Raw genomic sequence first — 26,774 nt, 5'->3', positions numbered from 1 at the left:
GCCACCGTCAGTGCGAGGCGAGTTCTCCGCGAGGGGCGAGCTTTCCGCGGCGCGCGCCTGCCACCGTCAGCGCGAGGCGAGCTTCCTCCAATGCGAGGCATGGCCCACCTACGGCGCTTGCCGCACGCGAGGCATGGCCTAGCTGCCTCCCGCGTGGCGCTTGCCGCCCGCGAGGCGAGTCGGCTGCCGTCAGCGCGAAGCGAGCTCCATCTCGGACCGCGCCGGCACCTCGGCCGGCACCCCGCGCCGCACCGTCCCGCGCAGCAGCCACACCGCGGCCGCGATCAGCAAGCCCGCCACCCCGGAGGCGACGAACGCCGGCCGCGTGCCGAAGTGCTCGATCAGCTGCCCGGACAGGCCCTGCCCGATGGCGAGGCCGACGGTCACCGAGGTGATCACCCAGCCGAACGCCTCCGCGGCCATGCCGTTGGGCGTGACCTGCTCGATCGCCGCGGAGTGCGCGGTCGACTGCGGCGTGATCAGCGTGCCCACCAGGAACAGCGCCACCGCGAGGCCCACCAGCGTGACCGGGACGGCCAGCAGGAACGCCAGCAGCGCGAAGCCGCCCAGCAGCACCGGCAGGCGCAGGTGCATCGGGCGCGGCCACGGGCGCATGCCGTAGAGCACGCCGAAGATCACCGAGCTGATCGACCACAGCGACAGCATCAGGCCGCCCATCGAGGCGTGGCCCGCGGCCTTCGCGAACGCCGGCACCGCCACCTCGACGAAGCCGATCGTCACACCGAAACCCAGTGCCGCCAACGCCACCGTGCGCATGCCGGGGTAGGCGAACGCGCCGAGCAACGGGCGCGGGGCCTGCTCCACCGGGCCCCAGGCGCGGACCACCGGGTTGAACGCGAACCACAGCGCGCCGATCACCATCAGCACGCCGCCGACGACCACACCGGTGCCCGCCCACGGCGCGGCCAGCAGCAGTCCGGCGAGACCGGGGCCGAGGATGAAGAAGACCTCCATCGAGATCGCCTCGTAGGCGTAGCCAGCCATCCGCGTCGGGCCCGCCGGCACCATGCGCTCCCACAGCGCACGGGAGGCGGAGCCCACCATCGGTTCGGTCGCGCCGACGCCCAGTGCCAGCGGCACCAGCACGAACACCGTCGCGCCCGCCTCGACGGCCAGCACCGAGACCGCCACGAACGCGGCGAACAGCCCGGTCACCCACAACAGCGGGCGGGTCGGGCCGAAGCGGTCCATCAGGCGGCCCTGCACCACGGACCCGAGCGCCACGCCCACCAGTGCCGCCGCCGAGACCATGCCGGCGACCGCGAACGACCCCGTCGCGCGCTCCACGTAGAGCAGCAGCGAGAGCCCGACCATCGCGATGGGCAGGCGGGCGAGCAGAGACGCGACCACCGGGCCGCGCATGCCGGGGGTCGTCAGAGCAGCACGGTAGTCGGACAGGCGAGCAGAGTGGGACATGTGTACCAGTATGCCAAACCTGGTACGGATGTACCAGATCGGGTGCGCAGGGTCACGAAGGTTGCGATTGGGTCACGGGAATGGGATGACCGGGTGAAACATGCAACGAATAGGCCTCGGACGAGGTCCTTGAGGGTGAAAGGGCTTGAGCGGTCGGGGTGGAGACATGCGAAAGTTGACTCATCCACCGAGACCAACCTCTGGCTTGAGGGTCGGGGCCTACGCGCCAGAGGGATGGAAGGCACGGTTCGTCGGGGGATGGGCCGTGCAACACAAAGGACCGGTGCGCCACGTCGGGGGTGGCGCCCGGTCCTTTGGATTTGGTCGCTGCTTCGCAGACTCCGGCTCGTTCGCCGAGGAGCTGGTCGTCCGCCCGCCGCTTCGCCCCGATTGGACTTCGTCGAATCGAGACGAAGAGGCGAACGGACGACCAGCGCGAACTCGCGACTCGAGGTAAGCCGGGCCGCGACACCGCTCGTTGGAGGTCGTTCGTGCCTGCCGATTCCTGAAAGCGGTGAGGCCCCGGCTGTTGGTTGCCGGGGCCTCACCGCTTTCGGTGCTTCGTCTGCTGACTAGCGGGCGCGGCGCGCGAGGCGCTCCGGGTCCAGGATCAGCACGCTCTTGCCTTCGAGCCGCAGCCAGCCGCGGTGCGCGAAGTCGGCCAGGGCCTTGTTCACGGTCTCGCGGGACGCGCCCACGAACTGGGCGATCTCCTCCTGCGTCAGGTCGTGCGTGACGCGGAGCAGGCCGGCCTCCTGCGAGCCGAAGCGCTGTGCGAGCTGCAACAACGCCTTGGCGACGCGGCCGGGCACGTCCGTGAAGATCAGGTCGGCCAGCATCGAGTTCGTCCGGCGCAGCCTGCGGGCGAGCGCCCGGAGCAGCTGCTCCGCGATCTCCGGCCGGTTGGTGATCCACTGACGGAGCGCGGGGCGGTCCATGGACACCGCGCGCACCTCGGTCACCGTCGTCGCGGTCGACGTGCGGGGGCCGGGATCGAAAATGGACAGTTCGCCGAACATGTCGGAGGGCCCGAAGATCCCCAACAGATTCTCGCGGCCGTCCGGCGACTTGCGGCCGATCTTCACCTTGCCGGACTGGATGATGTACAGGCGATCGCCCGGCTCACCCTCCGCGAAGATCACGTGGCCACGCGGGAACTCCACCGTCTCCAGGGTCGTCGCCAGCGCCTCTGCGGCCGCCGGGTCAACACCTTGGAAGATGCCCGCTCGCGCCAGGGTCTCGTCCACCTCGTCCCTCCTAATCGACGCGACGGCACGCCTACCACCATCTTTGGTGGAGTCAGCGCCGTGCCGCCGATCACTGCGTTGCAGTCTAAGGGCTCTCTTGTGGATCGCCGGTCGGCTCGCCGTCTTAGTAGGAACAACGCGACTGACTCGATCCAGAGCCCAACGAATCAGTCTACGCCATTCGGGTGGTGGTCAGCACGGGGCCATCGGTGACCGGCGCATATGTCCGAATCGCGACGGTCACGACCCTGCCGGAGACCTAGCGGACGCGCTTGCGCGCACCCCCGCGGCCACGGCGACGCAGGCGGAACATGTCGAGTGCGCGACCGATGCCGTGTCCGTAGAGCGCCTTGACCTCTTCGGGCCTGGCGGACTCCAGGAACTCCTCGACCTCGTTCTCCTGCACGGCAACGTGCCGGAGCTTCGCTTCAACCCGCTCCATGAAGAGCGCGAAGAACATGATCACGATCGGAACGACGATCACAAGCCAGGCAGTCATGATGCTCCGAAGTGTGGCGCATGAGGGATTCGAGTGCGGATCTAGGGGTCGGTTCCGGCGTGTTGACTACTCTGGATCAGTGCCCGCTACCAAGAAGCCGGAAACCAAGCTAGGCCTGACGCGCAGGGCCCGCCGGATGGTGCGCGTGCTGGCCGAGGGCTACCCCGACGCGCACTGCGAGCTGGACTTCACCACGCCGCTCGAACTGGTCGTGGCGGTCATCCTCTCCGCGCAGTGCACCGACAAGAAGGTCAACGAGGTCACTCCCGCGCTCTTCAAGAAGTACCCGACGGCCGCCGACTACGCCGGTGCCGATCGGACGGAACTCGAAGAGATGCTCCGCCCCACCGGTTTCTTCCGGAACAAGGCGACGTCTCTGCTCGGTCTCGGTGCCGCTCTCGTGGAGCAGCACGACGGTGTGGTGCCGGGAAACATGGAGGAGCTGGTCAAGCTCCCAGGTGTAGGACGCAAGACGGCCAACGTGGTTCTCGGCAACGCGTTCGATGTGCCCGGGCTCACAGTCGACACCCACTTCGGCCGGCTCGTGCGCCGCTGGGGCTGGACCGACCTCGAGGACGCCGTCAAGGTCGAGCACGCCATCGGCGAGCTGGTCGAGAAGCGCGACTGGACCATGGCGTCGCACTGGATCGTCTTCCACGGCCGCCGCGTCTGCCACGCCAAAACGCCTGCGTGCGGCGCCTGTCTGCTGATGAAGGACTGCCCGTCGTACGGCCTCGGCCCTGAAGACCCGGACAAGGCCGCGAAGCTCGTCAAGGGCGATGAGAAACCACACCTGATCGAGCTCGCCGAGCGGGTGCGGGCGGGTGAGAAGCTGGGAGCGTGAACAACCGCACGCGCTGGCTCGTCGTCGTGCTCGTCCTCGGCGTGGCGGGCGTGGTCGCGCTGTGGCCGCGTGACGAGTCACCGGCGCCGCCCACGCCGTCCCGCCCGGCGCAGGACGTCGCCGCGTTGCGCGGGCAGGCCCAGCTGCGGCCGTGCGTGCCCGGCGCGCAGGACGGCGTCGGTGTGACGTGCCTCGGTGACGGCACCCGGACGGCCCTCGCGCTCAGGGGCCCGCTCCTGATCAACTTCTGGGCGACCTGGTGCCAGCCGTGCCAGGAGGAGCTGCCCGTGCTGGATTCCTACGCGAAGCAACCAGGTGCCGTGCCGGTCGTCCCAGTTCTTGTGGAGAGCAGGGAGGCGGACGGCCTGGAGCTGCTCGCCCGGCTGGGCGTGCGGCTGCCGTCCGTCCACGACGAGGCCGACGAGCTGCGCAGGAAGGTCAAGGCGCCGAAGTCGCTCCCCGCCACGTATTACGTATCAGCGGACGGTCAAGTCCGGCAGATCACCGATCCGCCGTACTTCACCGCTCCGGACCAGGTGGAGAAGGCGGTTCGATGACGGAGGCGGCAGAGCCACCCGACTGGATGCGGCGCCTGGCCAAAGCTACCGAGGAGATCGACGCACGAACGTTCATGCGGGACCCGCGCACCTCGCAGCGGGCCTACCGCAAGGCGGCCGTGCTGATGCTGTTCGGCGAGTCCGAGGACCACGGGCCGGACGTGCTGCTGCTGCGCAGGGCGGACACGCTCGGCTCGCATCCGGGTCAGGTGGCGTTCCCCGGCGGAGCGCAGGACGACACGGACGACGGGCCGGTGGGCACGGCATTACGCGAGGCTTACGAGGAGACCGGTGTACTTGAGTCAGGAGTGAGACCACTGGCTTTGCTGCCGGAGCTGTACGTGCCGGTGTCGGGGTTCGTGGTCACGCCCGTGCTCGCCTACTGGGAACAGCCGAGCCCCGTCGCACCGGTCGATCCGGCGGAGACCGCCGCTGTCGCGCGTGTGCCCGTGGCGCATCTCGCGGACCCCGCCAACAGGTTCCGCGTGCGTCACCCCTCGGGCTACGTCGCGGCGGCATTCTCCGCGCCGGGCATGCTGGTGTGGGGTTTCACCGCGGGGTTGATCAACGGCCTGATCGCACTCGGCGGCTGGGAACAGCCGTGGGACGCGACCGATGTGCGTGACCTTGAACTAGCGTTGCGCGCTACACAGTGAGGCGGAGGTTTCGGGTTGAACTGGGTTGACCTGCTCGTGCTGGGCCTTGCCGCGATCGCCGCGGTGTCCGGGGCCAGGCAAGGCATGGTCGTCGCGCTGCCCGCGTTCGTCGGTGTGCTCGTCGGCCTGATCCTGGGCACGCAGATCGCACCGCTGCTGGTGTCCCAGTTCGAGAACGTCGTCACCAAGGTCGTGTTCGCGGTCGGCATCGTCGTGCTGCTCGTGGCGCTCGGCGAGACCATCGGCGTCTACATCGGGCGGACGATCAAGGCGAGGGTCAACGCGTCGCCGTTGAAGGGCGCGGACAACGCCCTGGGCGCGATCGTGCAGGGCTTCGTCGTCTTCATCGTGGCGTGGATGATCGCGCTGCCGCTGACCTCGGTCGTCGGCCTGCCGGACCTCACGTCGTCGCTCAAGCAGTCGGTGATCCTCGGCAAGGTCGACGAGACCATGCCGCAGGCCGCCAGGGTGCTGTCGAACGACCTGCAGAAGCTCTTCGACGTCTCGGGCTTCCCGCAGGCGATGGACCCGTTCAACCGCACGCCGCTCAAGGAGGTCGAGCCGCCGAACAGCCAGCTGGCCGACTCCCCGGTCGCGAAGCGGCTCCAAGCGAGCGTGCTCAAGGTCCGCGGCCGTGCGCCGTCGTGCTCCCGTGCGCTGGAAGGCACCGGGTTCGTCATCGCGCCCGAACGGGTCATGACGAACGCCCACGTCGTCGCCGGCACGAACGAGGTGACGGTCGAGGTCGGCCGCGGCCAGTTCGACGCGACGGTCGTCTCCTACGACCCGCGCACCGACATCGCCGTGCTCGCGGTGCCGGACCTGGAGGCCACACCGCTGCAGTTCCGCAGCGACGAGGTGCAGCCGGGCGAGGACGGCATCGTGCTCGGCTACCCCCTCGACGGCCCGTACAAGTCGTCTCCCGCCCGCGTCCGCGAGCGGATCCCGCTGCTGCGCGGCCCGGACATCTACGACGCCCAAACGGTCACCCGTGACGTCTACACGGTGCGTGCGGAGGTCCGCTCGGGCAACTCCGGTGGCCCGCTGGTCGACCCGAACGGGCGCGTGATGGGCGTGGTCTTCGGTGCCGCGGTGGACGACCCGGAGACGGGCTTCGTGCTCACGGCCCAGCAGGTGCAGTCGATGGTGCAGAAGGCGCCGACGCTGACCAGGAGGGCCTCTACCCAGGGTTGCGCGTCGTAGCCTCGATGCCGTTGAGCACGTAGGTCAGGCCGGTGTCGAAGAACGCCGCCGCGTTCGTGTGCTCGGCGTCGAACATGACCCTGGCGAGCCTCGGGAACCGCCCGGTCGCGAGCATCTTCTGCATGTACGGCCCGGACGCGGCCTGCCACTGCTCCTCGGTCAGGCCGGTGGCCTGCTCGTCGCGCAGTTCGGAGATCTCGCTGCGGACGGCGCCGTGCACGAACGCCATCACCGTGCTGACCGCGCCGAGCACGTGGTCGATGGTGGGGAACTCCGGCCTGCGGTCGAGGGTGGCGAGCGACGCCTCGATGTGCGCCAGCGAGTTCGGTCCCCGGTGCGGCCTGCCGCCCAGCAGGTCGATGAACCACGGGTGCCTCCTGGCCGCCTCGCGGAGGCCGTGGGCGATCCGGGTCAGGGAGTCGCGCCACCGTGCGCCGGGCTCGGGCAGCGCGATCTCGCCGTAGACCTCGTCGACCATCAGGTCGAGCAGCTCGTCCTTGGTCTCGACGTAGCCGTACAGGCGCATCGGGCCGGCGTTCAGAGCGGCCGCGACCTTGCGGAACGACACCTCGTCGAGCCCGCCCTCGTCGGCGAGCCCGATCGCGGCGCTCACGATCAGGTTCCTGCTCAGCGGGGTCGGGGACGGCTTGCCGGGCGGCTCAGGGCGGTCCCACACGGGTTCGTTCGACATCGGACTGGACAGTACAGCGTCTCATCGCGATACAGTGTATTGAGCGATACGCCGTATCGCGAGACGACGCGGATCGTCTCATCGGCTGCAAGGGGAGGACGCGATGAGGACTTCGGTGCTGGTGGTCGGGGGAGGGCTGGCGGGGACGTCGGCCGCGCTGTTCCTGGCGTGGCGCGGGGTGGACGTGATCTTGGTGGAGAAGCATCCGGGCAGCTCACCGCACCCGCGGGCGGTCGGTTTCAACGGCCGCGTCGGCGAGTTGCTGCGGGCGGTCGGCCTGGAGGGCGCGCTGCCGCCGAGCCGGATGGCGAAGGGCTTCGGCATCCGGCGGGTGCGGTGCGCGAGCCTGGTCGGGGAGCGCTACGAGGAGACGTTCTGGACGCCTCCGGCCCAGCTCTCGGACGTCGAGTACTCGCCGGCCGCGGGCGTCGGCGTGGCGCAGGACCGGATGGAACCGCTGCTGCGCGACAAGGCCCGCGAGCTCGGCGCGGACATCCGGATGAGCACCAGGATGCTGGAGTTCGCGCAGGACGACGACGGCGTCACGGCACTGGTGCAGGGCGACGGCGAGCCGTACGAGATCCGCGCGGACTACCTGGTCGCCGCGGACGGCCACCGCAGCCCGGTCCGCGAACAGCTCGGCATCACCCGCACCGGCCGCGGCTTCATGCACACCTCCCGCAGCGTGCTGTTCCGCGCGCCACTGGAGGAGTACTTGAAGGACGGCGTCGGCCAGTTCGCGGTCGAGGGCGTCGGCTTCCTGACCACCTACGGCGACGGCCGCTGGGTGCTGATGCTCGACGACCGCGAGTACACCGAGCCCGAACTGCTGGAGAAGATCACCCAGGCGATCGGCCGCGACGACCTTCCGATCGAGATCGTCACGACGGGCCGCTGGACGATCTCCGCCTCCGTCGCCGACAGGTTCTCCGAGGGCCGGATCTTCCTCGCGGGCGACGCCGCGCACACGTTGCCGCCGAGCCGCGGCGGGTTCGGGGCGAACGTCGGCATCGAGGACGCCCACAACCTCGCGTGGAAGCTCGCGGCGGTCCTGAACGGCGAGTCGCGACCGTCCCTGCTGGACACCTACGACGAGGAACGGCGGCCCGTCGCCACCCTCTGCCACCAGCAGATCTTCGCCCGCAACGACGGCCACAACCGCGACGGCGCACCCGACGAGGCGACGCTCTACGACAACAACGCCATGCACTACGGCGTGCTCTACCGCTCGTCGGCCGTGCTCGGCGCGGGCCCAGAACTGCCGCCCGCCGCGCTCCCCGAGCAGTGGCACGGCCAGCCGGGCACGCGCGCCCCGCACGCCTGGGTCGAGCCCGGCAGGTCCACTGTGGACCCCTTCGGCCGGGACTGGGTGCTCGTCGCCGACCACCCGCAGTGGGAGGAGGCCACCGCGAGCCTGGCCGTGCGGTACGAACGGATCGAGCAGCTGGAGCTCTTCGGACTGTCCGAAAAGGGCGCCGCGCTGGTCAGGCCCGACGGCTACGTCGCCTGGCGGTCGACCGACCTGCCCGACGACCCGGCCGGCGCGCTGAAGGCGGCGTTCAGCTCAGTTTCTGCAGGAACTCGGTGATCAGCCTGCTCGTGGTGTGGGACGCCTCCTGGTTCGGGAAGTGCCCCACGCCCGGCAGGTAGCGGAACTCCGATTCCGGCCCGAGCCACGGCAGCGAGTCGCGCGCGGCCGACTCGGGCACGATCGGGTCCACCGAGCCGTGGATCTGCAGCACCGGCACCTGCACCGGCTTGTCGACGGCCTCGGCGAACCGGCGGCCGTCGCTGCGCAGCTGAGAGCGCACCGCCCAGCGGTAGTACTCCAGCGCGCTGTGGGCGACGCCCGGCACCGTCATGGCCTGCCGGCAGCGGCGGATGACCTCGTCGAACTCGGGCGCCGACCGCCACTTCGGGCCGGCCCAGGCCGAGATCAGCTTGGCGACCTGCAGGCCGTTCTCGCCGGTCAGCCAGCGTTCCGGGTAGACCGGCAGCTGGAACCGCAGCACGTGCGAGTTCGTGCGCGGATGCCTGCGGAACGTCCTGCGCGTCACCAGCGGGTGCGGTGCGGACAGCACCGAGACCGAGGAGACCAGGCGCGGGTGCAGGGCGCCGACCGTCCAGGCCGTGGCGCCGCCCCACGCGTGTCCCACCAGGTGTGCGCGTTGGGCGCCGAGCGCCTTGACCAGGCCCGCGATGTCACCCGCGAGGGTGAAGCCGTCGTAGCCGCGCGGGGGTTTGTCCGAGTCGCCGTAGCCGCGCAGGTCGACGGCCACCGCGCGGTAGCCGGCCTCGGCCAGCGCGGTGAGCTGGTGCCGCCACGACCACCAGAACTCGGGGAACCCGTGCAGGAGCAGCACGAGGGGTCCCTCGCCGAGCTCGGCGACGTGCAGGCGGATGCCGTTCGCCGACACGTCGCGGTGCGTCCACGGACCCGCGACCCGCACGACGGACGGGTCGGGTTTGCGGCTCAGTTGTCGTCGCCCCTGCGCGTGAGGGCCGCGACGGTGTCCTTCGCGGCCGCGATCGACTTCTCCGGCGCCTTGATCTTCTTCAGCTTCCGGATGCCGAGCCAGACCATCGCACCCGCGGTCAGCAGCATCACGAGGAAGACGAGGCCGAAGCCCGCCCAGCGCGGCCAGCCCCACCACTCGGAGAAGCCGAAGCCCAGCGCCATGAAGAAGAAGAACATGCTGAACGAGACGACGGCGAGCGCTACGACGAGGAACGCGCTGCCCTTGGCGCCCTTCTTGAGCTCGCCGACGAGCTCACCCTTGGCGAGCTCGACCTCTGCTCTGACCAAGGTCGACACGTGCGCGGTCGCGTCGCGGACGAGGCCGCCGATCGAGGCCTCGGCGGTGGGGTCGTCAGCGGTCAGCGGAATCGACGCGATGTGCTCCCTGGTGGTCACTCGGACATGGTGCCATGTGCCCGGCTGCGACGAATGAGCAACACCGCGGCGAGCAGCGACGCGATCATCGAGGCGAGCAACACAGCGGCTTTCGCGGTCTCCGGGGTTTGAAGTGAGAGATCCGCGATCAGCAGGCTGACGGTGAACCCGACGCCGCCCAAAGTCGCCACCGCCACGATGTCGCGCGGCCCCGCCCCGGACGGCCACACGGCGGCCTTGAACCACACGGCGAGCGCCGACGCGCCGACGATCCCGATCACCTTGCCGACGATCAGCCCGGCCATCACGCCCAGTGCGATCTTGTCCGAGAAGAGCTTCCCGAACGCCTCCGCGCCCACCGGCACACCCGCCGCGAACAGCGCGAACACCGGCACCGCCACCCCGGCCGAGAACGGCTGCAGGCGGTGTTCCAGCCGCACCGCGGGCGCCGCGGCCTCGTACGGGTCGCGCCGCACCCGCGTCAGCAACGCCAGCGCGACGCCCGCGATCGTGGCGTGGATGCCCGACTCGTGCATGAACCACCAGGTGGCGAGCGCGATCGGCACGTAGAGCCACGGGCTGGTGATCCTCCTGTGCTGGAGGAACCAGTAGAGCGCCAGCAGCAGCACGACCGCGCCCGCCGCGAGCAGGTTGAACTTCGCGGTGAACAGGATCGCGATCACGACGATCGCCCCCAGGTCGTCCACGACGGCCAGCGACAGCAGGAACACCCGCAGGCTCGACGGCAGGCCGGACGCCGTCAGCGCCAGCACGCCGAGCGCGAACGCGATGTCCGTCGCGACCGGGATCGCCCAGGCCTTCTCGATCCCCGGCTCGCCCCAGCCGACGCCGAGCGCGATCAACGCCGGCACGATCATGCCGCCGATCGCCGCGATGATCGGCAGCACCGCGGCCTTGAAGTTCGACAGCTCACCGACGACGAGCTCGCGTTTGAGCTCGAGACCGGCGACGAAGAAGAAGATCGCGAGCAGCCCGTCCTTGGCCCAGTCGCCGACGCTCAACGGTCCCAGGTGGAGGTCCCGCAGTCCGAAGTAGGCGGACGAGAGCGGGGAGTTGGCCCACAGCAACGCGACGGCCGTGGCGCCGAGCAGCACGGTGCCACCGACGGTCTCGGTGCGGAGGTAACGGGCGAAGTCGGCGATCTTGCTGGACACAGCGCTCCCGGGGCGGTCGAGGTACACGAATACTCGTGCCGACCAGACTTCCCGGCTCACCTAGATGCGATCTTAACGCGAACGGGCGCCCTCAAGTGAGGACGCCCGTCACGTTTAGGACAGATCAGTCCTCGGACTTGCCCGACTGCAGGCCCGCCGAGATCAGGTCCATGACCGACGAGTCGGCCAGCGTCGTGACGTCACCGACCGTGCGGTTCTCGGCGACGTCGCGCAGCAGGCGGCGCATGATCTTGCCCGAGCGCGTCTTCGGCAGCTCCGGCACGACCATGATCTGCCGCGGCTTCGCGATCGGGCCGATCTCCTTGGCCACGTGGTCGCGCAGCGCCTTGATCGCCTCGGCGCCACCGGCGTCCGCACCCGCGCCACCGCGCAGGATCACGAACGCCACGATGCCCTGGCCCGTCGTCTCGTCGGACGCGCCCACGACGGCGGCCTCGGCCACGGTCGGGTGCGACACGAGCGCCGACTCGACCTCGGTGGTCGAGATGCGGTGACCGGACACGTTCATCACGTCGTCGACGCGGCCGAGCAGCCAGATGTCGCCGTCGTTGTCGTACTTCGCGCCGTCACCGGCGAAGTAGAAGCCCTGCTCGCCGAAGCGCGACCAGTACGTGTCGCGGTAGCGCTCCTCGTCGCCCCAGATGCCGCGCAGCATCGACGGCCACGGCTCGTCCAGCACCAGGTAGCCACCGCCGCCGTGCGGGACCTCGACGCCCTCGTCGTTGACGACCTTCGCGCCGATGCCGGGCAGCGGGCGCTGCGCCGAACCGGGCTTGGTCGACACCACGCCGGGCAGCGGCGAGATCATGATCGCGCCGGTCTCGGTCTGCCACCACGTGTCGACGATCGGGGCGGAGCCGCCACCGATGTTCTCGCGGTACCAGATCCACGCCTCGGGGTTGATCGGCTCACCGACCGAACCCAGCACGCGCAGGCTGCTCAGGTCGTGCTTGGCCGGGATGTCCGCGCCCCACTTCATGAAGGTGCGGATCAGCGTCGGCGCCGTGTAGTAGATCGAGACGCCGTACTTCTGCACGATCTCCCAGTGCCGGCCCTCGTGCGGGGTGTTCGGCGTGCCTTCGTAGACGACCTGCGTCACGCGGTTCGACAGCGGGCCGTAGACGATGTAGCTGTGGCCGGTGACCCAGCCGATGTCCGCGGTGCACCAGTAGACGTCGGTGTCCGGCTTGAGGTCGAACACGTAGTTGTGCGTGTACGACGCCTGCGTCAGGTAGCCACCGGACGTGTGCAGGATGCCCTTCGGCTTACCCGTCGTGCCCGAGGTGTAGAGGATGAAGAGCGGGTGCTCCGCGTCGAACGCCTGCGGGGTGTGCTGGTCGGACTGGCCGTCCACCAGCTCGTGCCACCACACGTCCTTGTCGGTCCACGCGACCTCGGTGTCGGTGCGCTTGACGACGATGACCTTCTCGACGGACGGCGCGTCCGCGACGGCCTCGTCCACGGCGGGCTTGAGCGGAGCCGGGTTGCCGCGGCGGTACTGGCCGTCGGTCGTGATCACGAGACGGCACTCGGAGTCCTGGATGCGGGTGCGCAGCGCCTCGGCGGAGAAGCCGCCGAACACGACGTTGTGCAACGCGCCGACGCGGGCGCAGGCCAGCATCGCGAAGATCGCCTCGGGGACCATCGGCATGTAGATCGCGACGCGGTCCTCGGCACCGATGCCCAGCGACGTCAACGCGTTCGCGGCCTTGGAGACCTCGCGCTGCAGCTCGGCGTAGGTGATGGCGCGGCTGTCGCCGGGCTCGCCCTCCCAGTGGATCGCGACCTGGTCACCGTGGCCGGACTCGACGTGGCGGTCGACGCAGTTGTAGGCGACGTTGAGCTTGCCGCCGACGAACCACTTCGCGAAGGGCGCGCCCGACCAGTCGAGCACCTGGTCCCACTTGGTGTCCCAGTGCAGCCTCTCCGCCTGCTTCGCCCAGAACGCCTCGCGGTCGGCCTTCGCCTCCTCGTACAGCGCGGGCTGTGCGTTCGCCTGTGCCGCGAACTCGTCGGAAGGCGGGAACGTCCTGCTCTCCGTGAGCAGGTTGTCCAGAGCGTTGCCCTGGCCTGGCGACTGCGTCATGGTGCGAGACCTCCTGGAAAGTCCAGACCGGTTGGGGATGCGGGTACTGACCGTAGTGCGAGCCAGTTCACTTCCAACAGGTTCCTCCCCAAAAAGGTTCAGACCAATCTGGGGAGGTCGGTTACACGGCTGTCATTGTGTAACCCGTTTTGTCTGGTCCGGGCACGTGTGGCGCGTTGAACGGGCGAAGTTGCGCGCTCAACGGTCTTCTCCGTGAGCTGGGTCACCCGTTTCACCTGGTCAGGTACTCTGCGCGACCGTGACCGATCCTCTCGCTCCGCTGCTTTCCTTGCCTGGCGTGGCAGACGCCGCGAACGCCGCCAAGGACGCCGTCTTCCAGGTGCACCGCCATCGGGTGAACCTGCGCGGCTGGGCCACGACGGCGGCGGAGGCGTCCGTCCGCGCGGCCCGCGCGTCGGCGGCCCTGGAGGGCGGTCCGACCGAGATCCCGGAGTCCGGCGAGGTCTCCGACCCGGTGCTCGCCGGGTCGTTGCGGGTGGCCGAGGCGCTGGGCGGGCTGGTGGCCACGTGGCAGCGCGCGCCGTTGCAGGCGCTGGCGCGGTTGCACGTGCTGGCCGCCGCCGACCTGACCACCGACGTCGGACGGCCGCGCGTGTCCGGGGACGTGTCGGCCCGGCTCGACATGCTCGGCTCGCTGGTCACCGGCGGAACGTCCGTGCCGGCGCCCGTCGTCGTCGCGGTGGTGCACGGCGAACTGCTCGGGCTCGCCCCCTTCGACGTCGCCAACGGCGTGGTCGCGCGGGCGGCCGCGCGGATGACGTCGATCTCGACCGGGCTCGACCCCAAGGGCCTCGGCGTGCCCGAGGTGGCGTGCCTGCGCCGTTCGGCGGAGTACGAGGCGGCCTCGGTGGCGTTCGCGTCCGGGACCCTCGAAGGCCTGGGCGAGTGGATCCTGTTCGTGTGCTCGTCGCTGGAGGCGGGCGCCCGCGAGGCCCGGAGCATCGCGGACGCCGCTCTCGCTAGTTGACGATCTCCGCCAGCGTCTCGGCCGCCCTGATCGCGTCGTCGTCGGTGACGTAGAGCGGGGCGAAGCCGAACCTCAGGATGTCGGGCGGCCGGTGGTCGCCGATGACGCCGCGGCCGATCAGCTCGTCCATGACGTTCCTGGCGTTCTCGCAGCGAACCGAGATCTGGTTGCCGCGCTGGTCCGGGGTGATCACCTCGAGGGACGTGAGCTTCTCGACGTGCTGGCGGAACGACGCCGTCAGCGCGAGGCCGCGTTCGCGCAGTTCGGCGAGGTCGACGTCGTCCCACACGTCCAGGGCGGCGTCGAGGGCGAGCATCGAGAGGATGTCCGGCGTGCCGACGCGGGCCCGTGCGATGCCGGGGTCCGGTTCGTAGGCCGGCTTCATGCCGAACGGCTCGCTGTGGCCGTTCCAGCCCGACAACGGGTTGTCGAAGGTCGCCTGCCGGTGGTGCGGGACGTAGATGAACGCCGGCGCGCCCGGACCGCCGTTGAGGAACTTGTAGGTGCAGCCGACCGCGTAGTCGACCCGCAGCGCGTCGAGCTCGATCGGCAGGACGCCCGCGCTGTGGCAGAGGTCCCAGACCACCTGCGCCCCAACGGCGTGCGCCTGCTCGGTGAGCTCCTTCATGTCGTGCAACCGGCCCGTCCGGTAGTCGACGTGGTTGAGCAGCACCACTGCGGTGTTCTCGGTCAGGTCCAAAGAGGACGGATCTGCCTGTCGGAGCTCCAGGTTCCTGAGTCCGGCCACCGACTGCGCGATGTAGCCGTCGGTCGGGAACGTCGACTCGTCGCACACGATCTCGGTGCGGGTGGTGCCCGCGGTCGCGCCCATCAACGCCTTGAAGACGTTGACCGACGTGGAGTCGCCGACGACGACCTGCCCCGGTGCCGCGCCGATCAGCCGGCCGACGCGGTCACCGACCCGTTGCGGCGTCTCCCACCAGCCCTCGCTCCACGACCGGATCAGCCGCGTGCCCCACTGGTGCCTGATCACTTCCTGCATGCGCTCGGCGACGTGCTTCGGTGGTGCGCCGAGGGAGTTGCCGTCGAGGTAGATGACGCCCTCGGGGATGTCGAACAGCTCGCGCCTCACACGTAGCTCCTCGCGGTCCACAGTTCCGGGAACACCGCACGCTGGGTGCGCTTCTCCAGCCATGCAACACCAGCCGACCCGCCCGTGCCGACCTTCGACCCCATCGACCTGCGCGTGGCCAGCAGGTGGTCGTACCGCCACCGCGCGAACTCCTCGGCGATGTCGGTCAACGCCTCACCCAGCTCCAGCAGGTCCCGGTCGTCGCCGCGGTAGATCGCCGCCCACACCTGCTCGACCTCGGGCGACGGCTCGTAGGCCTTGGTCAGGTCGCGGTCGAGGATCTGTTGGGGGATCTCGAAACCCCTGCGCTTGAGCGCGGCGAGGACGTCGTCGTAGAGCGAGGGGAGGCTGAGGGACTTCTCCAGCTGGTCGTGCATCGCCGGCACGGCGCGGTGCGGCACGAGCATCGAGGCGGACTTCTCGCCGAGCAGGAACTCCATCTCGCGGTACATGCCGGACTGGAACCCGGAGCCCTCGCCCAGGGCGTCGCGGAACGAGTTGAACTCGGTCGGGGTCATCCTGGCGATCGGGCGCCAGGCCGCGGACAGGGCTTGGAGGTGCAGGTCGGACCTGCGCAGCGTGCTGACGGCGGCGCGGATGTCGTTCTTGCGCAGTTCGCTCTGGGCCTGGCGCCACTCGAAGCAGAGCAGGCCGAAGTACAGCTCCATCACCTGCGTGATGACCAGGAACGACATCTCGCGGGGATCCTTGGACCACTGCTGTTGAAGGGTGTGCAACACCGACGCGTGCACGTAGTCCTCGTACGGCGTGGTGCCGCCGAAATCCAGCTTGGGGGACACGGGGCAGCTCATGCCCTCAATCGTCGCTGGCTCGGGCCGTCACCTGAATGGGCGTCTGAAGGCGTTCGGCCCGAACTTCTTCCGAACGTAAAGTGCCTGGCCTTGTAGCTTTGTGGTCATGTTGGACGAGGTGGACAAGGCCTTGTTGGAGGCCCTCCAAGAAGACGCGCGGCTGTCGTACAACGAGCTGGCGCGCCGCGTCCACGTGTCGCCGCCGACCGTGGCCCAGCGGGTGCGGAGGCTGGAGAACATGGGGGCCATCACCGGGTACCGGGCCGTCGTCGACCCCACGGTGGTCGGGCGTCCGGTCGTGGCGTTGGTGCGGATGAAGTGCTACGGGCCGCGGTGCATCACCGTGCACCCCGAGTTGCTGGACGACCTGCCGGAGGTGGTCGAGGTCGTGCGGCTGACCGGGGACATCTGCTCGGTGGTCAAGGTCGTGACGACTTCGATCGTGGAGTTGGAACGGTTGCTCGTTCGGTTGGCGGCTCATGGGGAGACGTCCAGCGCGATGGTGCTGTCGACGCCGATCCCGTGGCGGCCCGTTCTGCCTGGGTGAGGTTGCTGTGGCCCGGTTTCGCAGGCCGGTTCCTGTTCCAGCGGGGTTGGTTGCGTTTTGTTGGTTGGGCTGCGGTTGCGAGGGTGGTCCAGCGGGTCCTGTCGAAGTGCGGGGTGGCGATTGGGGCTGATCGCTGACCAGCCGGGCAGCAGCCCGTTCGGGCTCGCCTTCGGCTTCGCGTGCCAGGACTCGTAGGTGGTTGGCTTGCGTTGACGGCTGTCCGGTCGAGAGTGCGCGCCGGGCCTGCGTGCGTGGTCGGCTTGCGTTGACGACTGCGGTTGGGTGTGCCAGATAACATGCATCTGAGATTCCAATTAAGCTAGCCTCGATCTTGTGAGGCTGACCAAGAGCACCGACATCGCGCTGCGCATCGTGATGCGGCTGGCCGTCGCCGGCGAGGCGAACCCGACCACCCGCGACGTCGCCGAGGTCATGGGCGTGCAGTACACCCACGCCGCGAAGGTCGTCGCCCAGCTCCAGCACCTCGGTGTGGTCGAGGCCCGGCGCGGCCGGGGCGGTGGGCTCACGCTCACCGGCACCGGCCGGACCACCTCGATCGGCCGGCTGGTGCGGCAGCTCGAAGGCGTTGGCGACGTCGTCGACTGCGAGGGCGACGTGCCGTGTCCGCTGGCTGCCGCCTGCCGGTTGCGGCGGGCGTTGCGCCAGGCGCAGGAAGCCTTTTACGCCTCGCTCGATCCACTGAGCGTCGAGGACCTCGTCGCTGATCCCACCGGACCTGTGCTGCTCACCCTGCAGCTGAAGTGAGGAAGACGATGCTGTCCGCGAAGTCCAGGGAGTTGGTCGAGGCCACGCTGCCCGCCGTCGGTGAGGCGATCGGCGAGATCAGCAAGTTGTTCTACGCGCGCATGTTCGAGGAACACCCTGTGTTGCAACGGGATCTGTTCAACCGGGGCAACCAGGCGAACGGCACGCAGCCGCAGGCGTTGGCCGGGTCGATCGCGGCCTTCGCTGCCGGGTTGCTGGCCGGGCGGACGCCGGACGCGATGTTGCGGCGGATCGCGCACAAGCACGTGTCCGTCGGTGTGACGCCGGGGCAGTACGCGGTGGTGCACAAGCACTTGCTGGGGGCCGTGGCCGACGTGCTCGGGGTGTCGGAGGAGGTCGGCGCGGCCTGGAGCGAGGTCTACTGGTTGATGGCCGACACGTTGGTCGGGATGGAGAGGTTCCTGCCGCGCGGGTGGGAGGAGCACCGGGTGATCGCGCGGTTCCAGGAGACCGAGGACGTCGTGACGTTCGTGGTGCGGCCGCTGGACGGACCGGTGCCGGCGAGCAGGCCGGGGCAGTACGTGTCGGTGCAGGTCGAGCTGGCGGACGGGGCCCGGCAGATCCGGCAGTACAGCCTGTCCGGGCGGACCGACGACGCGTTGCAGTTCTCGGTCAAGCGCGACGGCGAGGTGTCGAACCACCTGCACGACCTGGCGGTGGCGGGCACCACGATCAGCGTCAGCCAGCCGTCCGGGGACGTGACCTTGGTGCCGGGGGACGGGCCGGTGGTCCTCGCGTCGGCCGGGATCGGGTGCACGCCGATGGTGGCGATGCTCGCCGAGCTCGCGGCCGTCGGCTCACCGCGGCAGGTCGTGGCGATTCACGGCGACCGCGACCAGTTCTCGCACGCGTTCCGCAACGAGCTCGGCCAGCTCGTGGCGAAGCTCGACGACGCGCAGGCGCACGTGTTCTACGAGCGGCCCGTCGGGGAGTGGCCCGCTGAACGCACCGGGTACGTGGACCTCGGGAGCATCGAGGTGCCCGCGGACGCCACGGCGTACCTGTGCGGGCCCACGCCGTTCCTCCAGGCCATGCGGGCCCAGCTGCTCGCGGCGGGTGTCACGGACATCCACTACGAGGTGTTCGGGCCCGACCTAACCCGCTAGCCGGTCCAGCGCGTTGCGGACGTGGCCCTTGGTGTCCTCCAGCGCGGCGGCGGCCCGGTCTGCCGGGACGCCTGCGAGGAGGTGGACCAGAGCCACCTTGAGGTCGCCGGACGCGTCCGCGAGTGCCTGTTCGCAGGCGGTCTCGGGCTGGCCGGTGGCCTCGTGGAGGATGCGGATCGTGCGGCCGCGCAGCTTCGCGTTGGTGGCGCGCATGCTGACCATCAGGTTCGAGTAGGTGCGGCCGAGCTTGACCATCACGGCCGTGGAGAACGACGTCAGCACGAGCTTCTGGGCCGAGCCCGCCTTCATCCTGGTGGAGCCTGCGATGGCCTCCGGACCGGTGTCGAGGACGACCAGGACGTCCGGCGTGAACGGCACCGAGGTGTTGTTCGAGACCAGGACGGTGTGGGCGCCAAGCGCTTGCGCCTCTTCCAAGGCGCCGATCACGAACGGCGTGCGCCCGGACGCCGTCACGCCCACGACCAGGTCCTTCGACGTGGCGTGGCGGCGGATCTGGGCGGCGCCGGAGTGGTCCTCCACCTCTTCGACGGCGCGGACGAGAGCTTCCGAACCGCCGGCGTGGTGGGCGACGAACCAGTCCGCCGGGGCGTTGAAGGTAGGGACGAGCTCAGCCGCGTCCAGGGTGGCGAGACGCCCGGACGTGCCCGCGCCGACGTAGTGGACGCGGCCGCCGGACATGATCGCCGCGACGCCCAGGTCCACCGCGCGGGCCAGGTCCGGCAGTGCCTGCGCCACCGCGGCCGGGACCGTGCGGTCCTCGTCGTTGATCATGCGGAGCACGTCGATCGTGGAGACCCGGTCGATGTCCGCGGTGCGCGGGTTCCGTTGCTCGGTCGGAGAGTTCACGCGCACCACCACACCGTTCCGGGGGGAGGTCATTTAGACGTCTCCCGCGGCCGTCGCCGGCCGTCTGGTCTTGCCCCGAGACGGTGACCCGAGACCGCCTCGTAGGTCGCTTCGAGCGCCGTCTTCGCCGTGTCCACGTGGTGCTGGGCGACGCCGATGAACAGGCAGTCGATCACCGTGAGCTGGGCGATCCGGCTCGCCATCGCGCCGGAGCGGAACGTCGTCTCGCGCGCGGCCGTGGTCAGCACGTGGTCGGCGACCTCGGTGATCGGCGAACGCGGGAAGTTCGTCAGCGCGACGGTCGTGGCGCCGGACTCGCGGGCCACCCGCAGGGCCTCGACGGTCTCCGCGGTCGAGCCGGTGTGCGAGATGCCGACGGCGACGTCCGCCTCGGTCAGCACGGCGGCCGACGTCAGCGCGATGTGCGTGTCGTTCCACGCGAAGCAGGTGAGCCCTATGCGGTGCAGCTTCTGCTGGAGGTCGAACGCCACGAACGCGCTGGCGCCGAAGCCGTAGACGTCCACGCGGCGGGCGCCCGCGACGGCCTGGACGACCTTGTCGAGCGACTCGACGTCGAGCTGCTCCGCGGTCTCCTCGACGGCGCGGGCGTCGGCGAACGCGACCTTGCCTACGACCTGCTTGAGGTCGTCGCCGGGGCCGATGTCGCCGCCCATGTCGTGGTTGGCCCGTGCCTGGCTGCGCGCGGTGTCGGCAGCCAGTGCGATCCGCAGCTCGGGGTATCCACCGACGCCGATGGCCTTGCAGAACCGCGTCACCGTCGTCTCGCTGGTGCCCGCCTGCTCGGCGACCTCGGTGATGCTGCGGTGTGCGACCGTCGCCGGGTTCTCCAGCACCACCTTCGCGACGCGCTGCTCGGCGCGCGCGAGACCCGGCAACAACGACCGGATCCGCACCAGCGGGCTGGACTCGGCACTGCTCTCAGTGGACACGTGGGAAACTTACTAACCGCAACACCGACGGTCAACGCACTGTGTCCGAAAGTCACTCTGTCGCGAGCGGTCTAGTGGACGTCCGGCTTCATCCGGGTGGACACGGCGATCCGGTTCCACGCGTTGATGGTGAAGATCAACGCGATGAGCTGCGCCAGCTCCTCCTCGCCGAAGTGCTTCGCGGCCTGCGCGTAGACGTCGTCGTTCACGTACTCGTGGCTGCTCAGGACCGTGATCGCCTCGGTGAGGCGCAGCGCGGCCTGCTCCTTCTCGGTGTAGACGTCGCCTGCCTCCTCCCACGCGTTGAGGAGGTAGATGCGAGCCTCGGACTCGCCGAGCTCGCGGGCGTCGGTCGTGTGCATGTTGATGCAGTGGGCGCAGTGGTTGAGCTGCGAGGCCCGGATGCGGACCAGCTCGGCGAGCTGCTCGTCGAGGCCCTCCCGTGCGGCGGAGTCCAGCGCGATCATGGCGCGGTAGACCTTCGGGGCCTTCTTGGCGAGGTTGATGCGGTTCGTCATGGCTCAAACCTATGGCGCGGATTGGCCCTGGGCGTGGTGCAATCCCCTGGTGGAAACGTGGGCCAATCTTGACTTCCACCTGGATCTGTCCGGTCCGGGCGGGCTGCGGCAGCGGTTGACGGCGTCGTTGCGCGAGGCGGTGCGGTCGGCGCGGCTGCCGGCCGGTACCCGGTTGCCCGCCTCGCGGTCGCTCGCTCTCGACCTCGGGATCGCGCGCAACACCGTCGCCGACGCGTACGCGGAGCTCGTCGCCGAAGGGTGGCTGACCGCGCGTCAGGGGTCGGGAACCGTTGTCGCGCAACGGGTCGAGCCACCTCCGCCGGTGACGCGCCGGGTGGCGGAGGCCGTCCGGTTCGACCTGTCGGTGTCGACGCCGGACGTCACGGAGTTCCCGCGCGCGGACTGGGTGCGGTCGACGCGGCGGGCCGTGCTGGCGGCGCCTTCGGAGGCGTTCGGGCCTGGCGATCCGCAGGGTCGGATCGAGCTGCGGATCGCCTTGGCCGAGTACCTGGCGCGGGCTCGCGGGGTGCGAGCCGATCCCGAACGGATCGTGCTGTGCTCCGGGTTCGGCGGTGCGGTCAAGATGTTCGACCGGCTGCTGAAGCCGCCCGTGGTCGTGGAGGAGTACGGGCTGGGCTTCCACCGGTCGATGTGGACGTCGACAGTGCCGTTGGCGGTGGACGACCACGGGGCGAACACCGAGCAGTTGCCTGATGACCGGCGTGCGTGCGTGTTGACGCCCGCGCACCAGTTCCCGTTGGGCGGCCCTCTGCACCCGAGGAGGCGCGCGGCGGCGGTGGCGTGGGCACGGCGCGTGGGTGGCGTTGTGCTGGAGGACGACTACGACGGGGAGTTCCGCTACGACCGGCAGCCCGTCGGTGCGGTGCAGGGGCTCGACCCGGAGCACGTCGTGTACCTCGGCACGTCCAGCAAGGCGTTGTCACCGGCGTTGCGGATCGCGTGGATGGTGCTCCCGGACCGGTTCGTGGACCCGATCCTGGCGTTGAAGACCGACCGTGAGCAGCACATCAGCATGATCGACCAGTTGACGTTGGCGGACTTCCTGTCGTCGGGCTCGTACGACAGCCATGTGCGCCGGATGCGGTTGAAGTACCAACGGCGGCGGGACAAGCTCGTGGAGGCCGTGTCGCCGTACGTCTCGGTGTCGGGCATCGCGGCGGGGATGCACGCTGTGCTGGAGACGCCGCACGAGGAGGAGGTCGTGCGCACGGCTCGTGAGCGTGGCATCGAGGTCAATCCGCTCTCGTGGTTCCGGCACGAGAAGAGCGACGACGACCGGACGGGGATCGTGGTGAGCTTTGGAGCGCCCGCGTTTCCACGGGCGCTGCCAGGGTTTGTCGAGGCGCTAGCGGCGTGCCACTGACCAGCCATCGGCCGTGACGTCGCCACGGGCGTGCACGTAGACGCCGCGGCCGTTGTACAGGCCCGCCTTGGTGTAGACGAACCTCGACTTCACGGATTCCGTTGGCACCCAACGACGTCCGGTCGTCGTGATGGTGCGGGCGTCCTGCCAGTCCGTGCCGTTCCAGTGCTGGATCGTGAGCTTGTCGCCCTTGTCGACGTCGACGAAGACCTCGACCGGGCGGTCCGCGGTCAGCGTTCCGCCGGAAGTCGTTGCGCGCCACTGCTTTCCGTGCGACTGCACGGCGAGCGCGTTGGCGAGGCCGTCGGCGACCGCCCGGCGTGCGGGGTTGACGCTGCCCCAGTCACGGCTCGGGTGCACGCGGTTGGTCAGCAGGATCGCGATCGAGCGCGAGGCCTTGTCGATCACGAACGACGTGCCGGTGTACCCCGTGTGACCTGCGGTTCCGGGGCCGCTCAGCGCGCCCATGTACCAGCGTTGGTCGAGCTCGAAGCCGAGGCCGTGGGCGTTGTCGGGGAACTGCTGGTTGAAGTTCGTGAGCATCAGCTCGACGGAGTGCTCGCTGAGGATGCGGCGGCCGTTGTACGTGCCGCCGTTGAGGATCGTCTGGCCGAGGATCGCGAGGTCTTTGGCCGTGCCGAACACACCGGCGTGTCCTGCTACTCCTCCGAGGGACCACGCGTTCTCGTCGTGCACCTCGCCGCGAACGATGCCGCGTGGTGGTGCCGTTTGGAACTCGGTGGCGGCCATGCGGTCCTTGGCCTTCGGGTTGTAGCCGGTGTCCTTCATGTTGAGCGGCCTGGTGATGCCGTCTTTCACCGCCTGGTCGAGGCGCTTGCCACTGACCTTGAAGACCAGCTCGCCGAGCGTGATCAGGTTCAGGTCCGAGTAGACGTAGGTGGTGCCCGGCGTGGACTTCGGCGTCACGTCCATCACGGCCTTGATGCGTGACGGGACGTCCGGGTACTTCTGCCACAACGGGATGAACGGTTCCAGGCCGCTCGTGTGTGTGAGCAGCTGCTTGACGGTGATGTTCTCCTTGCCGTTCACGCCGAACTCGGGCAGGTAGGTGGCGACTTTCTCGTCGATGGCGACGCGCCCCTGCTCGACCTGCTGGATCACCGCGATCGACGTGAAGAGCTTGGAGATGGAGGCGAAGTCGAAGATCGTGTCCTTCTTCATCGGGATGCGTTCTTCTTCTGGCAGCTGGGTTTGCTGGTCCTTGTAGAGCACCGCGTAGCCCGTGCGGTCGTGCGTGACGATCTTGCCGTCGTGCACGTACATCGTGACGGCGCCGGCGAACAGCGGTTTGCCGTTGGCCTGGGGTTTCTGGAAGTCCCGGAGCTGACGAAGGGCGGTGTTGATCGGCTCGGGGTCGAGGTTCGCCCAGTACGGGTTCGACTCGCGCAGGGTCGTCCACGCGGGCGCGAAACCGTCCTGGGGCTGGTCGAAGTGGCCGGGGAGCGCGGTCGTCACGAGTGCGACGGCCAGGGCAGGGATGAGCATGGCGTCCTCACCGGTAGCGCAGGTAGGGCAGGCGGGTGCGGCGGAACTGCTGGAGCTCCTGCTGCCACGCGCCGGTGATCTCGGCCAGCGGTGCCTGGGCGTCGATCATCTTGCGCAGCCGGTCGGAGCCGCTGAGCTTGTCGATCCAGTTGTCGGGACGCCACGCGAACACACCGGGGTACAACGACTTCGCGGTGATCAGCATGGCGACGGCTGCCTGGATCGCGTCGAACTTCACCGCGTCGGTGACGTGCAGGGTGACACCGCCGCAGGTCTTGCCCTGGAACTTGTTGAAGGTGGGGGAGAAGTAGGTCTCGCGGAACTGGACGCCCCTGAGGCGCAGGGCGTTCAGCGCCTCGGCCCAGCGCCAGTCGATGCCGGGAGCGCCGACGGTCTCGAACGGGCGGGTGGTGCCGCGGCCCTCGGACAGAACCGTGCCCTCGAACAGGCACGTGCCGGGGTAGACCAGCGCGGTGTCCTGGGTGGGCATGTTCGGGCTCGGCGGGACCCACGGGAGGCCGGTGTCGAGCTGGGTGCGGCGCCAGTTGCGGACGTTGACGACCTCGAGCCTCGTCTTGAGGCCGAACTCGCCCTTGAAGAGCCTGGCCAGTTCACCGACCGTCATGCCGTGCTGCTGCGCGATCGGTTTGAGGCCCACGAACGTGGCGTAGGCCGGGTCGAGCTGCGGGCCGTTCGCGGTGCCGCCGATGGGGTTCGGGCGGTCCAGCACGATGAAGTCGAGGTTCTGCGCGGCTTCCATCGCCTGGTACAGCGACCAGATGTAGGTGTAGAAGCGCGCGCCCACGTCCGCGATGTCGAACACGACCGTGTCGATGCCGGCCTTCTCGTACATCGCCTGGATCTTCGCCGGAGTGGCCTGGTAGGTGTCGTAGACCGGGATGCCGGTGCGCGGGTCGGCGTAGTCGCCCTCGGAACCACCTGCCTGCGCGGTGCCGCGGAAGCCGTGTTCAGGGCCGAAGACGGCGGTTGGTTTCGCGCCGTGCGCGACCATCGAGTCGACGATGTGCGTCTGGTCGTTGAGGATGCCCGTCGGGTTCGTGAGCACGCCTGCCTTGCGGCCCTTGAGCTTGCGCCAGCCGTCACCGGCCAGTTGCTCGGAGGCGGTGGCGAGCTTCGGGGCCGCGTTGGCCGGGGTGGTGTTCAGGAGGGGGACGGACAGGGCGCCCGCGGCGAGGAAGCTCCGCCGCCTCACCACGTCACCCCGTGGCCGAACGGGTAGGGGGTCGGGCCTGGGACGTCGACCGGGAGCTTGCCCTGCGGCTTCGCCTCGCCGAGCAGGATCCTCGCCAGCGCCTCCATCGACACGGTGGTGGTCGAGTAGGTGGCGAGCCAGGTCTTGGCGTTGCTGTGGGCGACGTCGTAGGGGTTGGCGGTGGCGGCCGCGACGACCGGTTTGCCGGTGGCGACGAGCTGGTTGATCAGGTCGACCTGGGCCGGCCTGGTGCTCGCGTTGTTGGTCAGCACGACGATCTTGTCGGCGTTGGCCGCGGCCGTGAGCGCCTGCTGGATCTGGGCGGGCGTCGGCGACGTGGCCGTGACGACCTTGGTGCCCTTGAGGCGCGTGGCCAGTGCGGCGACCTGGGCGTCGCTGGTGCCGACGATCAGGGGCGCGGTGGCGTTGAGGGGCAGCGCCTGGCCGTCGTTGCGGACGACCGTGATGGTGCGGTCGGCGATCTTCTGCGCCTGTTCGGCGTTGGAGCCGACGACCTGGTCGACCTTGTTCTCGTCGACCTCGGCGGTGAGCATGACGCCGCGCAGCAGCTTCATCTTGAGGATGCGCAGGACGCTCTGGTCGATGCGCTGCTCGGTGATCTCACCCGACTTGACCGCCTTGACGACGCTGTCGATCGCGAGGCCGAGGTTCGGCGGCATCAGCAGCTGGTCGACGCCCGCCTTGATGGCCAGCACGGGGATCTCGGCGTCGGAGTGCAGCTTGCGGACGCCCGCCATCTCCAGCGAGTCCGTGACGACGACCCCGTCGTACTTGAGCTCTTCCCGCAGCAGCCCGGTGATGATCTTCGGGCTGAGCGTGGCCGGGTTGCCGGACGGGTCGATCTGCGGCACCTGGATGTGCGCGGTCATGATCGAGTCGATCTTGGCGGCGATGGCGGCCTGGAACGGCGGCGCGTCGATGGTGCGCCACTGCTCCAGGCTGCGGTTCGAGACCGGGAGGGCGGTGTGGCTGTCCTCGGACGTGTCGCCGTGGCCGGGGAAGTGCTTGGCGGTCGAGGTCACCGAGCTCATGTCGAACCAGCGGCGGCCCTCGTAGCCCTGGACCTGCGCCTTCACCATGTCGGCCGCGAGCTTCGGGTCGCTCGAGAAGCTGCGCACGCCGATGATCGGGTTCGCCGGGTTGGAGTTGACGTCGGCGTCCGGCGCGAAGTTCTGGTTGATGCCCATCGCGCGGAGCTCCTGGCCCGTGATGCGGGCGGCCTCCTCGGCGTCCTGGGTGCTGCGACCCGCGCCGAGGGCCATGTTGCCCGGCAGCTGGGTGGCCGGCGGGCCGATGCGCGTGACGAGACCCATCTCCTGGTCGGTCGAGATGAGCAGCGGGATCTTGCTGGCCTTCTGCAGGCCGTTGGAGAGCCGCGCGATCTGCTTGGGGGTGTCGATGTTGTCGCGGCTCGAGTTGTTGAAGTAGATGACGCCGCCGGGCTGGTACTTGCGCACCATCTCGGCGGGCGTCGCCACTCCGAAGTCGGTCTGGTTCTTGGGGTGCGGGACGTCGGCGGCCTGGCCGTTGACGTACGTGACGAAGAGCTGGCCGACCTTCTGTTCCAGCGACATCCCGCGCAGGGTGGTCACGGCGGCGTCCGCTCTCGCCACCGGCGTGAGGGCGACCATGGCTGTGACCAGCGTCAACGCGGCGAACTTCCGCACTTGTCCG

At 69.4% G+C, this 26,774-nt stretch carries 26 protein-coding genes; 10 read left to right on the top strand and 16 right to left on the bottom strand.

The window, feature by feature from the left end; all coding sequences use genetic code 11:
* Nucleotides 1-189: 189 nt before the first annotated feature.
* The 3 genes from ACQEU1_RS25270 to ACQEU1_RS25260 all read right to left on the bottom strand — a co-directional run bounded on the left by ACQEU1_RS25270 (nt 190) and on the right by ACQEU1_RS25260 (nt 3,183).
* On the bottom strand, nt 190-1,437 hold the full coding sequence (locus ACQEU1_RS25270; RefSeq protein ID WP_433206416.1) for an MFS transporter: 1,248 nt from the start codon (nt 1,435-1,437) through the stop codon (nt 190-192).
* Between the two features lie 572 nt (nt 1,438-2,009).
* A complete protein-coding gene (locus ACQEU1_RS25265; RefSeq protein ID WP_030477589.1) occupies nt 2,010-2,684 on the bottom strand; it encodes a Crp/Fnr family transcriptional regulator in 675 nt (224 codons plus the stop codon).
* Between the two features lie 259 nt (nt 2,685-2,943).
* Nucleotides 2,944-3,183 carry a hypothetical protein gene (locus ACQEU1_RS25260; RefSeq protein WP_030477588.1) on the bottom strand — a complete coding sequence of 80 codons (240 nt, stop codon included), beginning with the start codon at nt 3,181-3,183 and terminating at the stop codon, nt 2,944-2,946.
* Nucleotides 3,184-3,319: 136 nt separating this feature from the next.
* On the opposite strand from ACQEU1_RS25260, the gene nth reads away from it, so the two are divergent.
* Genes nth through ACQEU1_RS25240 form a run of 4 tightly spaced genes read left to right on the top strand, consistent with a single transcriptional unit; the run spans nt 3,320 to nt 6,443 of the window.
* A complete protein-coding gene (nth, locus tag ACQEU1_RS25255; protein WP_433211745.1) occupies nt 3,320-4,027 on the top strand; it encodes an endonuclease III in 708 nt (235 codons plus the stop codon).
* The gene (locus ACQEU1_RS25250) at nt 4,024-4,584 is read left to right on the top strand and encodes a TlpA family protein disulfide reductase (protein ID WP_433206411.1); all 561 of its coding nucleotides are present in this window, start codon (nt 4,024-4,026) and stop codon (nt 4,582-4,584) included. Before nth ends, ACQEU1_RS25250 begins: the two co-directional genes overlap by 4 nt.
* Nucleotides 4,581-5,240 (top strand): NUDIX hydrolase, encoded by a 660-nt coding sequence (locus tag ACQEU1_RS25245; protein WP_382443182.1) that lies wholly within the window; start codon nt 4,581-4,583, stop codon nt 5,238-5,240. The genes ACQEU1_RS25250 and ACQEU1_RS25245 overlap by 4 nt, the downstream gene beginning before the upstream one ends.
* 15 nt (nt 5,241-5,255) lie before the next feature.
* The gene (locus ACQEU1_RS25240) at nt 5,256-6,443 is read left to right on the top strand and encodes a MarP family serine protease (protein ID WP_433206407.1); all 1,188 of its coding nucleotides are present in this window, start codon (nt 5,256-5,258) and stop codon (nt 6,441-6,443) included.
* Here the strand turns inward: ACQEU1_RS25240 and ACQEU1_RS25235 are convergent.
* A complete protein-coding gene (locus ACQEU1_RS25235) occupies nt 6,421-7,134 on the bottom strand; it encodes a TetR/AcrR family transcriptional regulator C-terminal domain-containing protein (protein ID WP_433206404.1) in 714 nt (237 codons plus the stop codon). The genes ACQEU1_RS25240 and ACQEU1_RS25235 overlap by 23 nt on opposite strands.
* Before the next feature lie 103 nt (nt 7,135-7,237).
* On the opposite strand from ACQEU1_RS25235, the gene ACQEU1_RS25230 reads away from it, so the two are divergent.
* Nucleotides 7,238-8,722: an FAD-dependent oxidoreductase gene (locus ACQEU1_RS25230; protein ID WP_433206401.1), complete on the top strand. Its 1,485-nt coding sequence runs from the start codon at nt 7,238-7,240 to the stop codon at nt 8,720-8,722.
* Here the strand turns inward: ACQEU1_RS25230 and ACQEU1_RS25225 are convergent.
* From ACQEU1_RS25225 to acs, 4 genes are all read right to left on the bottom strand, one after another.
* On the bottom strand, nt 8,694-9,611 hold the full coding sequence (locus ACQEU1_RS25225) for an alpha/beta fold hydrolase (RefSeq protein ID WP_433211742.1): 918 nt from the start codon (nt 9,609-9,611) through the stop codon (nt 8,694-8,696). The two genes, ACQEU1_RS25230 and ACQEU1_RS25225, sit on opposite strands and share 29 nt — an antisense overlap.
* Nucleotides 9,608-10,048, bottom strand: a complete 441-nt coding sequence (locus ACQEU1_RS25220; protein WP_382443178.1) for a phage holin family protein — start codon at nt 10,046-10,048, stop codon at nt 9,608-9,610. Before ACQEU1_RS25220 ends, ACQEU1_RS25225 begins: the two co-directional genes overlap by 4 nt.
* A complete protein-coding gene (gene nhaA / locus ACQEU1_RS25215; RefSeq protein WP_433206397.1) occupies nt 10,045-11,202 on the bottom strand; it encodes a Na+/H+ antiporter NhaA in 1,158 nt (385 codons plus the stop codon). Before nhaA ends, ACQEU1_RS25220 begins: the two co-directional genes overlap by 4 nt.
* Nucleotides 11,203-11,326: 124 nt before the next feature.
* Nucleotides 11,327-13,309 (bottom strand): acetate--CoA ligase, encoded by a 1,983-nt coding sequence (gene acs / locus ACQEU1_RS25210; protein ID WP_433206394.1) that lies wholly within the window; start codon nt 13,307-13,309, stop codon nt 11,327-11,329.
* 259 nt (nt 13,310-13,568) lie between these two features.
* Here acs and ACQEU1_RS25205 point away from each other — a divergent pair, with 259 nt between their 5' ends.
* The gene (locus ACQEU1_RS25205; protein WP_433206391.1) at nt 13,569-14,297 is read left to right on the top strand and encodes an oxidoreductase; all 729 of its coding nucleotides are present in this window, start codon (nt 13,569-13,571) and stop codon (nt 14,295-14,297) included.
* Here the strand turns inward: ACQEU1_RS25205 and kynU are convergent.
* On the bottom strand, nt 14,290-15,390 hold the full coding sequence (gene kynU, locus ACQEU1_RS25200; RefSeq protein WP_433206388.1) for a kynureninase: 1,101 nt from the start codon (nt 15,388-15,390) through the stop codon (nt 14,290-14,292). The two genes, ACQEU1_RS25205 and kynU, sit on opposite strands and share 8 nt — an antisense overlap.
* The gene (locus ACQEU1_RS25195) at nt 15,387-16,202 is read right to left on the bottom strand and encodes a tryptophan 2,3-dioxygenase (protein ID WP_433206385.1); all 816 of its coding nucleotides are present in this window, start codon (nt 16,200-16,202) and stop codon (nt 15,387-15,389) included. Before ACQEU1_RS25195 ends, kynU begins: the two co-directional genes overlap by 4 nt.
* Nucleotides 16,203-16,308: 106 nt before the next feature.
* Here ACQEU1_RS25195 and ACQEU1_RS25190 point away from each other — a divergent pair, with 106 nt between their 5' ends.
* The 3 genes from ACQEU1_RS25190 (at nt 16,309) to ACQEU1_RS25180 (ending at nt 18,641) form a co-directional block, all read left to right on the top strand.
* On the top strand, nt 16,309-16,749 hold the full coding sequence (locus ACQEU1_RS25190; RefSeq protein ID WP_211257779.1) for an Lrp/AsnC family transcriptional regulator: 441 nt from the start codon (nt 16,309-16,311) through the stop codon (nt 16,747-16,749).
* A 333-nt stretch (nt 16,750-17,082) separates the two neighbouring features.
* The gene (locus ACQEU1_RS25185; protein WP_433206381.1) at nt 17,083-17,514 is read left to right on the top strand and encodes an RrF2 family transcriptional regulator; all 432 of its coding nucleotides are present in this window, start codon (nt 17,083-17,085) and stop codon (nt 17,512-17,514) included.
* The gene (locus ACQEU1_RS25180) at nt 17,511-18,641 is read left to right on the top strand and encodes a globin domain-containing protein (RefSeq protein WP_433206378.1); all 1,131 of its coding nucleotides are present in this window, start codon (nt 17,511-17,513) and stop codon (nt 18,639-18,641) included. Before ACQEU1_RS25185 ends, ACQEU1_RS25180 begins: the two co-directional genes overlap by 4 nt.
* On the opposite strand, the gene ACQEU1_RS25175 is transcribed toward ACQEU1_RS25180, so the two are convergent.
* The 3 genes from ACQEU1_RS25175 to ACQEU1_RS25165 all read right to left on the bottom strand — a co-directional run bounded on the left by ACQEU1_RS25175 (nt 18,630) and on the right by ACQEU1_RS25165 (nt 20,976).
* Nucleotides 18,630-19,541, bottom strand: coding sequence for an N-acetylmuramic acid 6-phosphate etherase (locus ACQEU1_RS25175; protein WP_433206375.1), 912 nt, complete (start codon nt 19,539-19,541; stop codon nt 18,630-18,632). The genes ACQEU1_RS25180 and ACQEU1_RS25175 overlap by 12 nt on opposite strands.
* Nucleotides 19,538-20,458 carry a MurR/RpiR family transcriptional regulator gene (locus ACQEU1_RS25170; protein WP_433206372.1) on the bottom strand — a complete coding sequence of 307 codons (921 nt, stop codon included), beginning with the start codon at nt 20,456-20,458 and terminating at the stop codon, nt 19,538-19,540. The genes ACQEU1_RS25175 and ACQEU1_RS25170 overlap by 4 nt, the downstream gene beginning before the upstream one ends.
* 71 nt (nt 20,459-20,529) lie before the next feature.
* Entirely contained in the window at nt 20,530-20,976 is a 447-nt protein-coding gene (locus ACQEU1_RS25165) for a carboxymuconolactone decarboxylase family protein (protein ID WP_433206369.1), read from the bottom strand.
* 49 nt (nt 20,977-21,025) lie between these two features.
* On the opposite strand from ACQEU1_RS25165, the gene ACQEU1_RS25160 reads away from it, so the two are divergent.
* Nucleotides 21,026-22,360 (top strand): PLP-dependent aminotransferase family protein, encoded by a 1,335-nt coding sequence (locus ACQEU1_RS25160; protein ID WP_433206366.1) that lies wholly within the window; start codon nt 21,026-21,028, stop codon nt 22,358-22,360.
* Here the strand turns inward: ACQEU1_RS25160 and ACQEU1_RS25155 are convergent.
* Genes ACQEU1_RS25155 through ACQEU1_RS25145 form a run of 3 tightly spaced genes read right to left on the bottom strand, consistent with a single transcriptional unit; the run spans nt 22,343 to nt 26,731 of the window.
* Entirely contained in the window at nt 22,343-23,866 is a 1,524-nt protein-coding gene (locus tag ACQEU1_RS25155; RefSeq protein WP_433206363.1) for a serine hydrolase domain-containing protein, read from the bottom strand. The two genes, ACQEU1_RS25160 and ACQEU1_RS25155, sit on opposite strands and share 18 nt — an antisense overlap.
* Before the next feature lie 7 nt (nt 23,867-23,873).
* Complete coding sequence (locus tag ACQEU1_RS25150) at nt 23,874-25,079, bottom strand: exo-beta-N-acetylmuramidase NamZ family protein (RefSeq protein ID WP_433206360.1); 1,206 nt, start codon at nt 25,077-25,079, stop codon at nt 23,874-23,876.
* Complete coding sequence (locus ACQEU1_RS25145; RefSeq protein WP_433211740.1) at nt 25,076-26,731, bottom strand: glycoside hydrolase family 3 protein; 1,656 nt, start codon at nt 26,729-26,731, stop codon at nt 25,076-25,078. Before ACQEU1_RS25145 ends, ACQEU1_RS25150 begins: the two co-directional genes overlap by 4 nt.
* Between the last annotated feature and the right edge of the window lie 43 nt (nt 26,732-26,774).

Source organism: Lentzea sp. CA-135723, from assembly GCF_050936595.1.
Taxonomy (GTDB): Bacteria; Actinomycetota; Actinomycetes; order Mycobacteriales; family Pseudonocardiaceae; genus Lentzea.
Note: the sequence above shows the minus strand (reverse complement) of the source record. Positions and strands in the feature narration are given on the sequence as shown.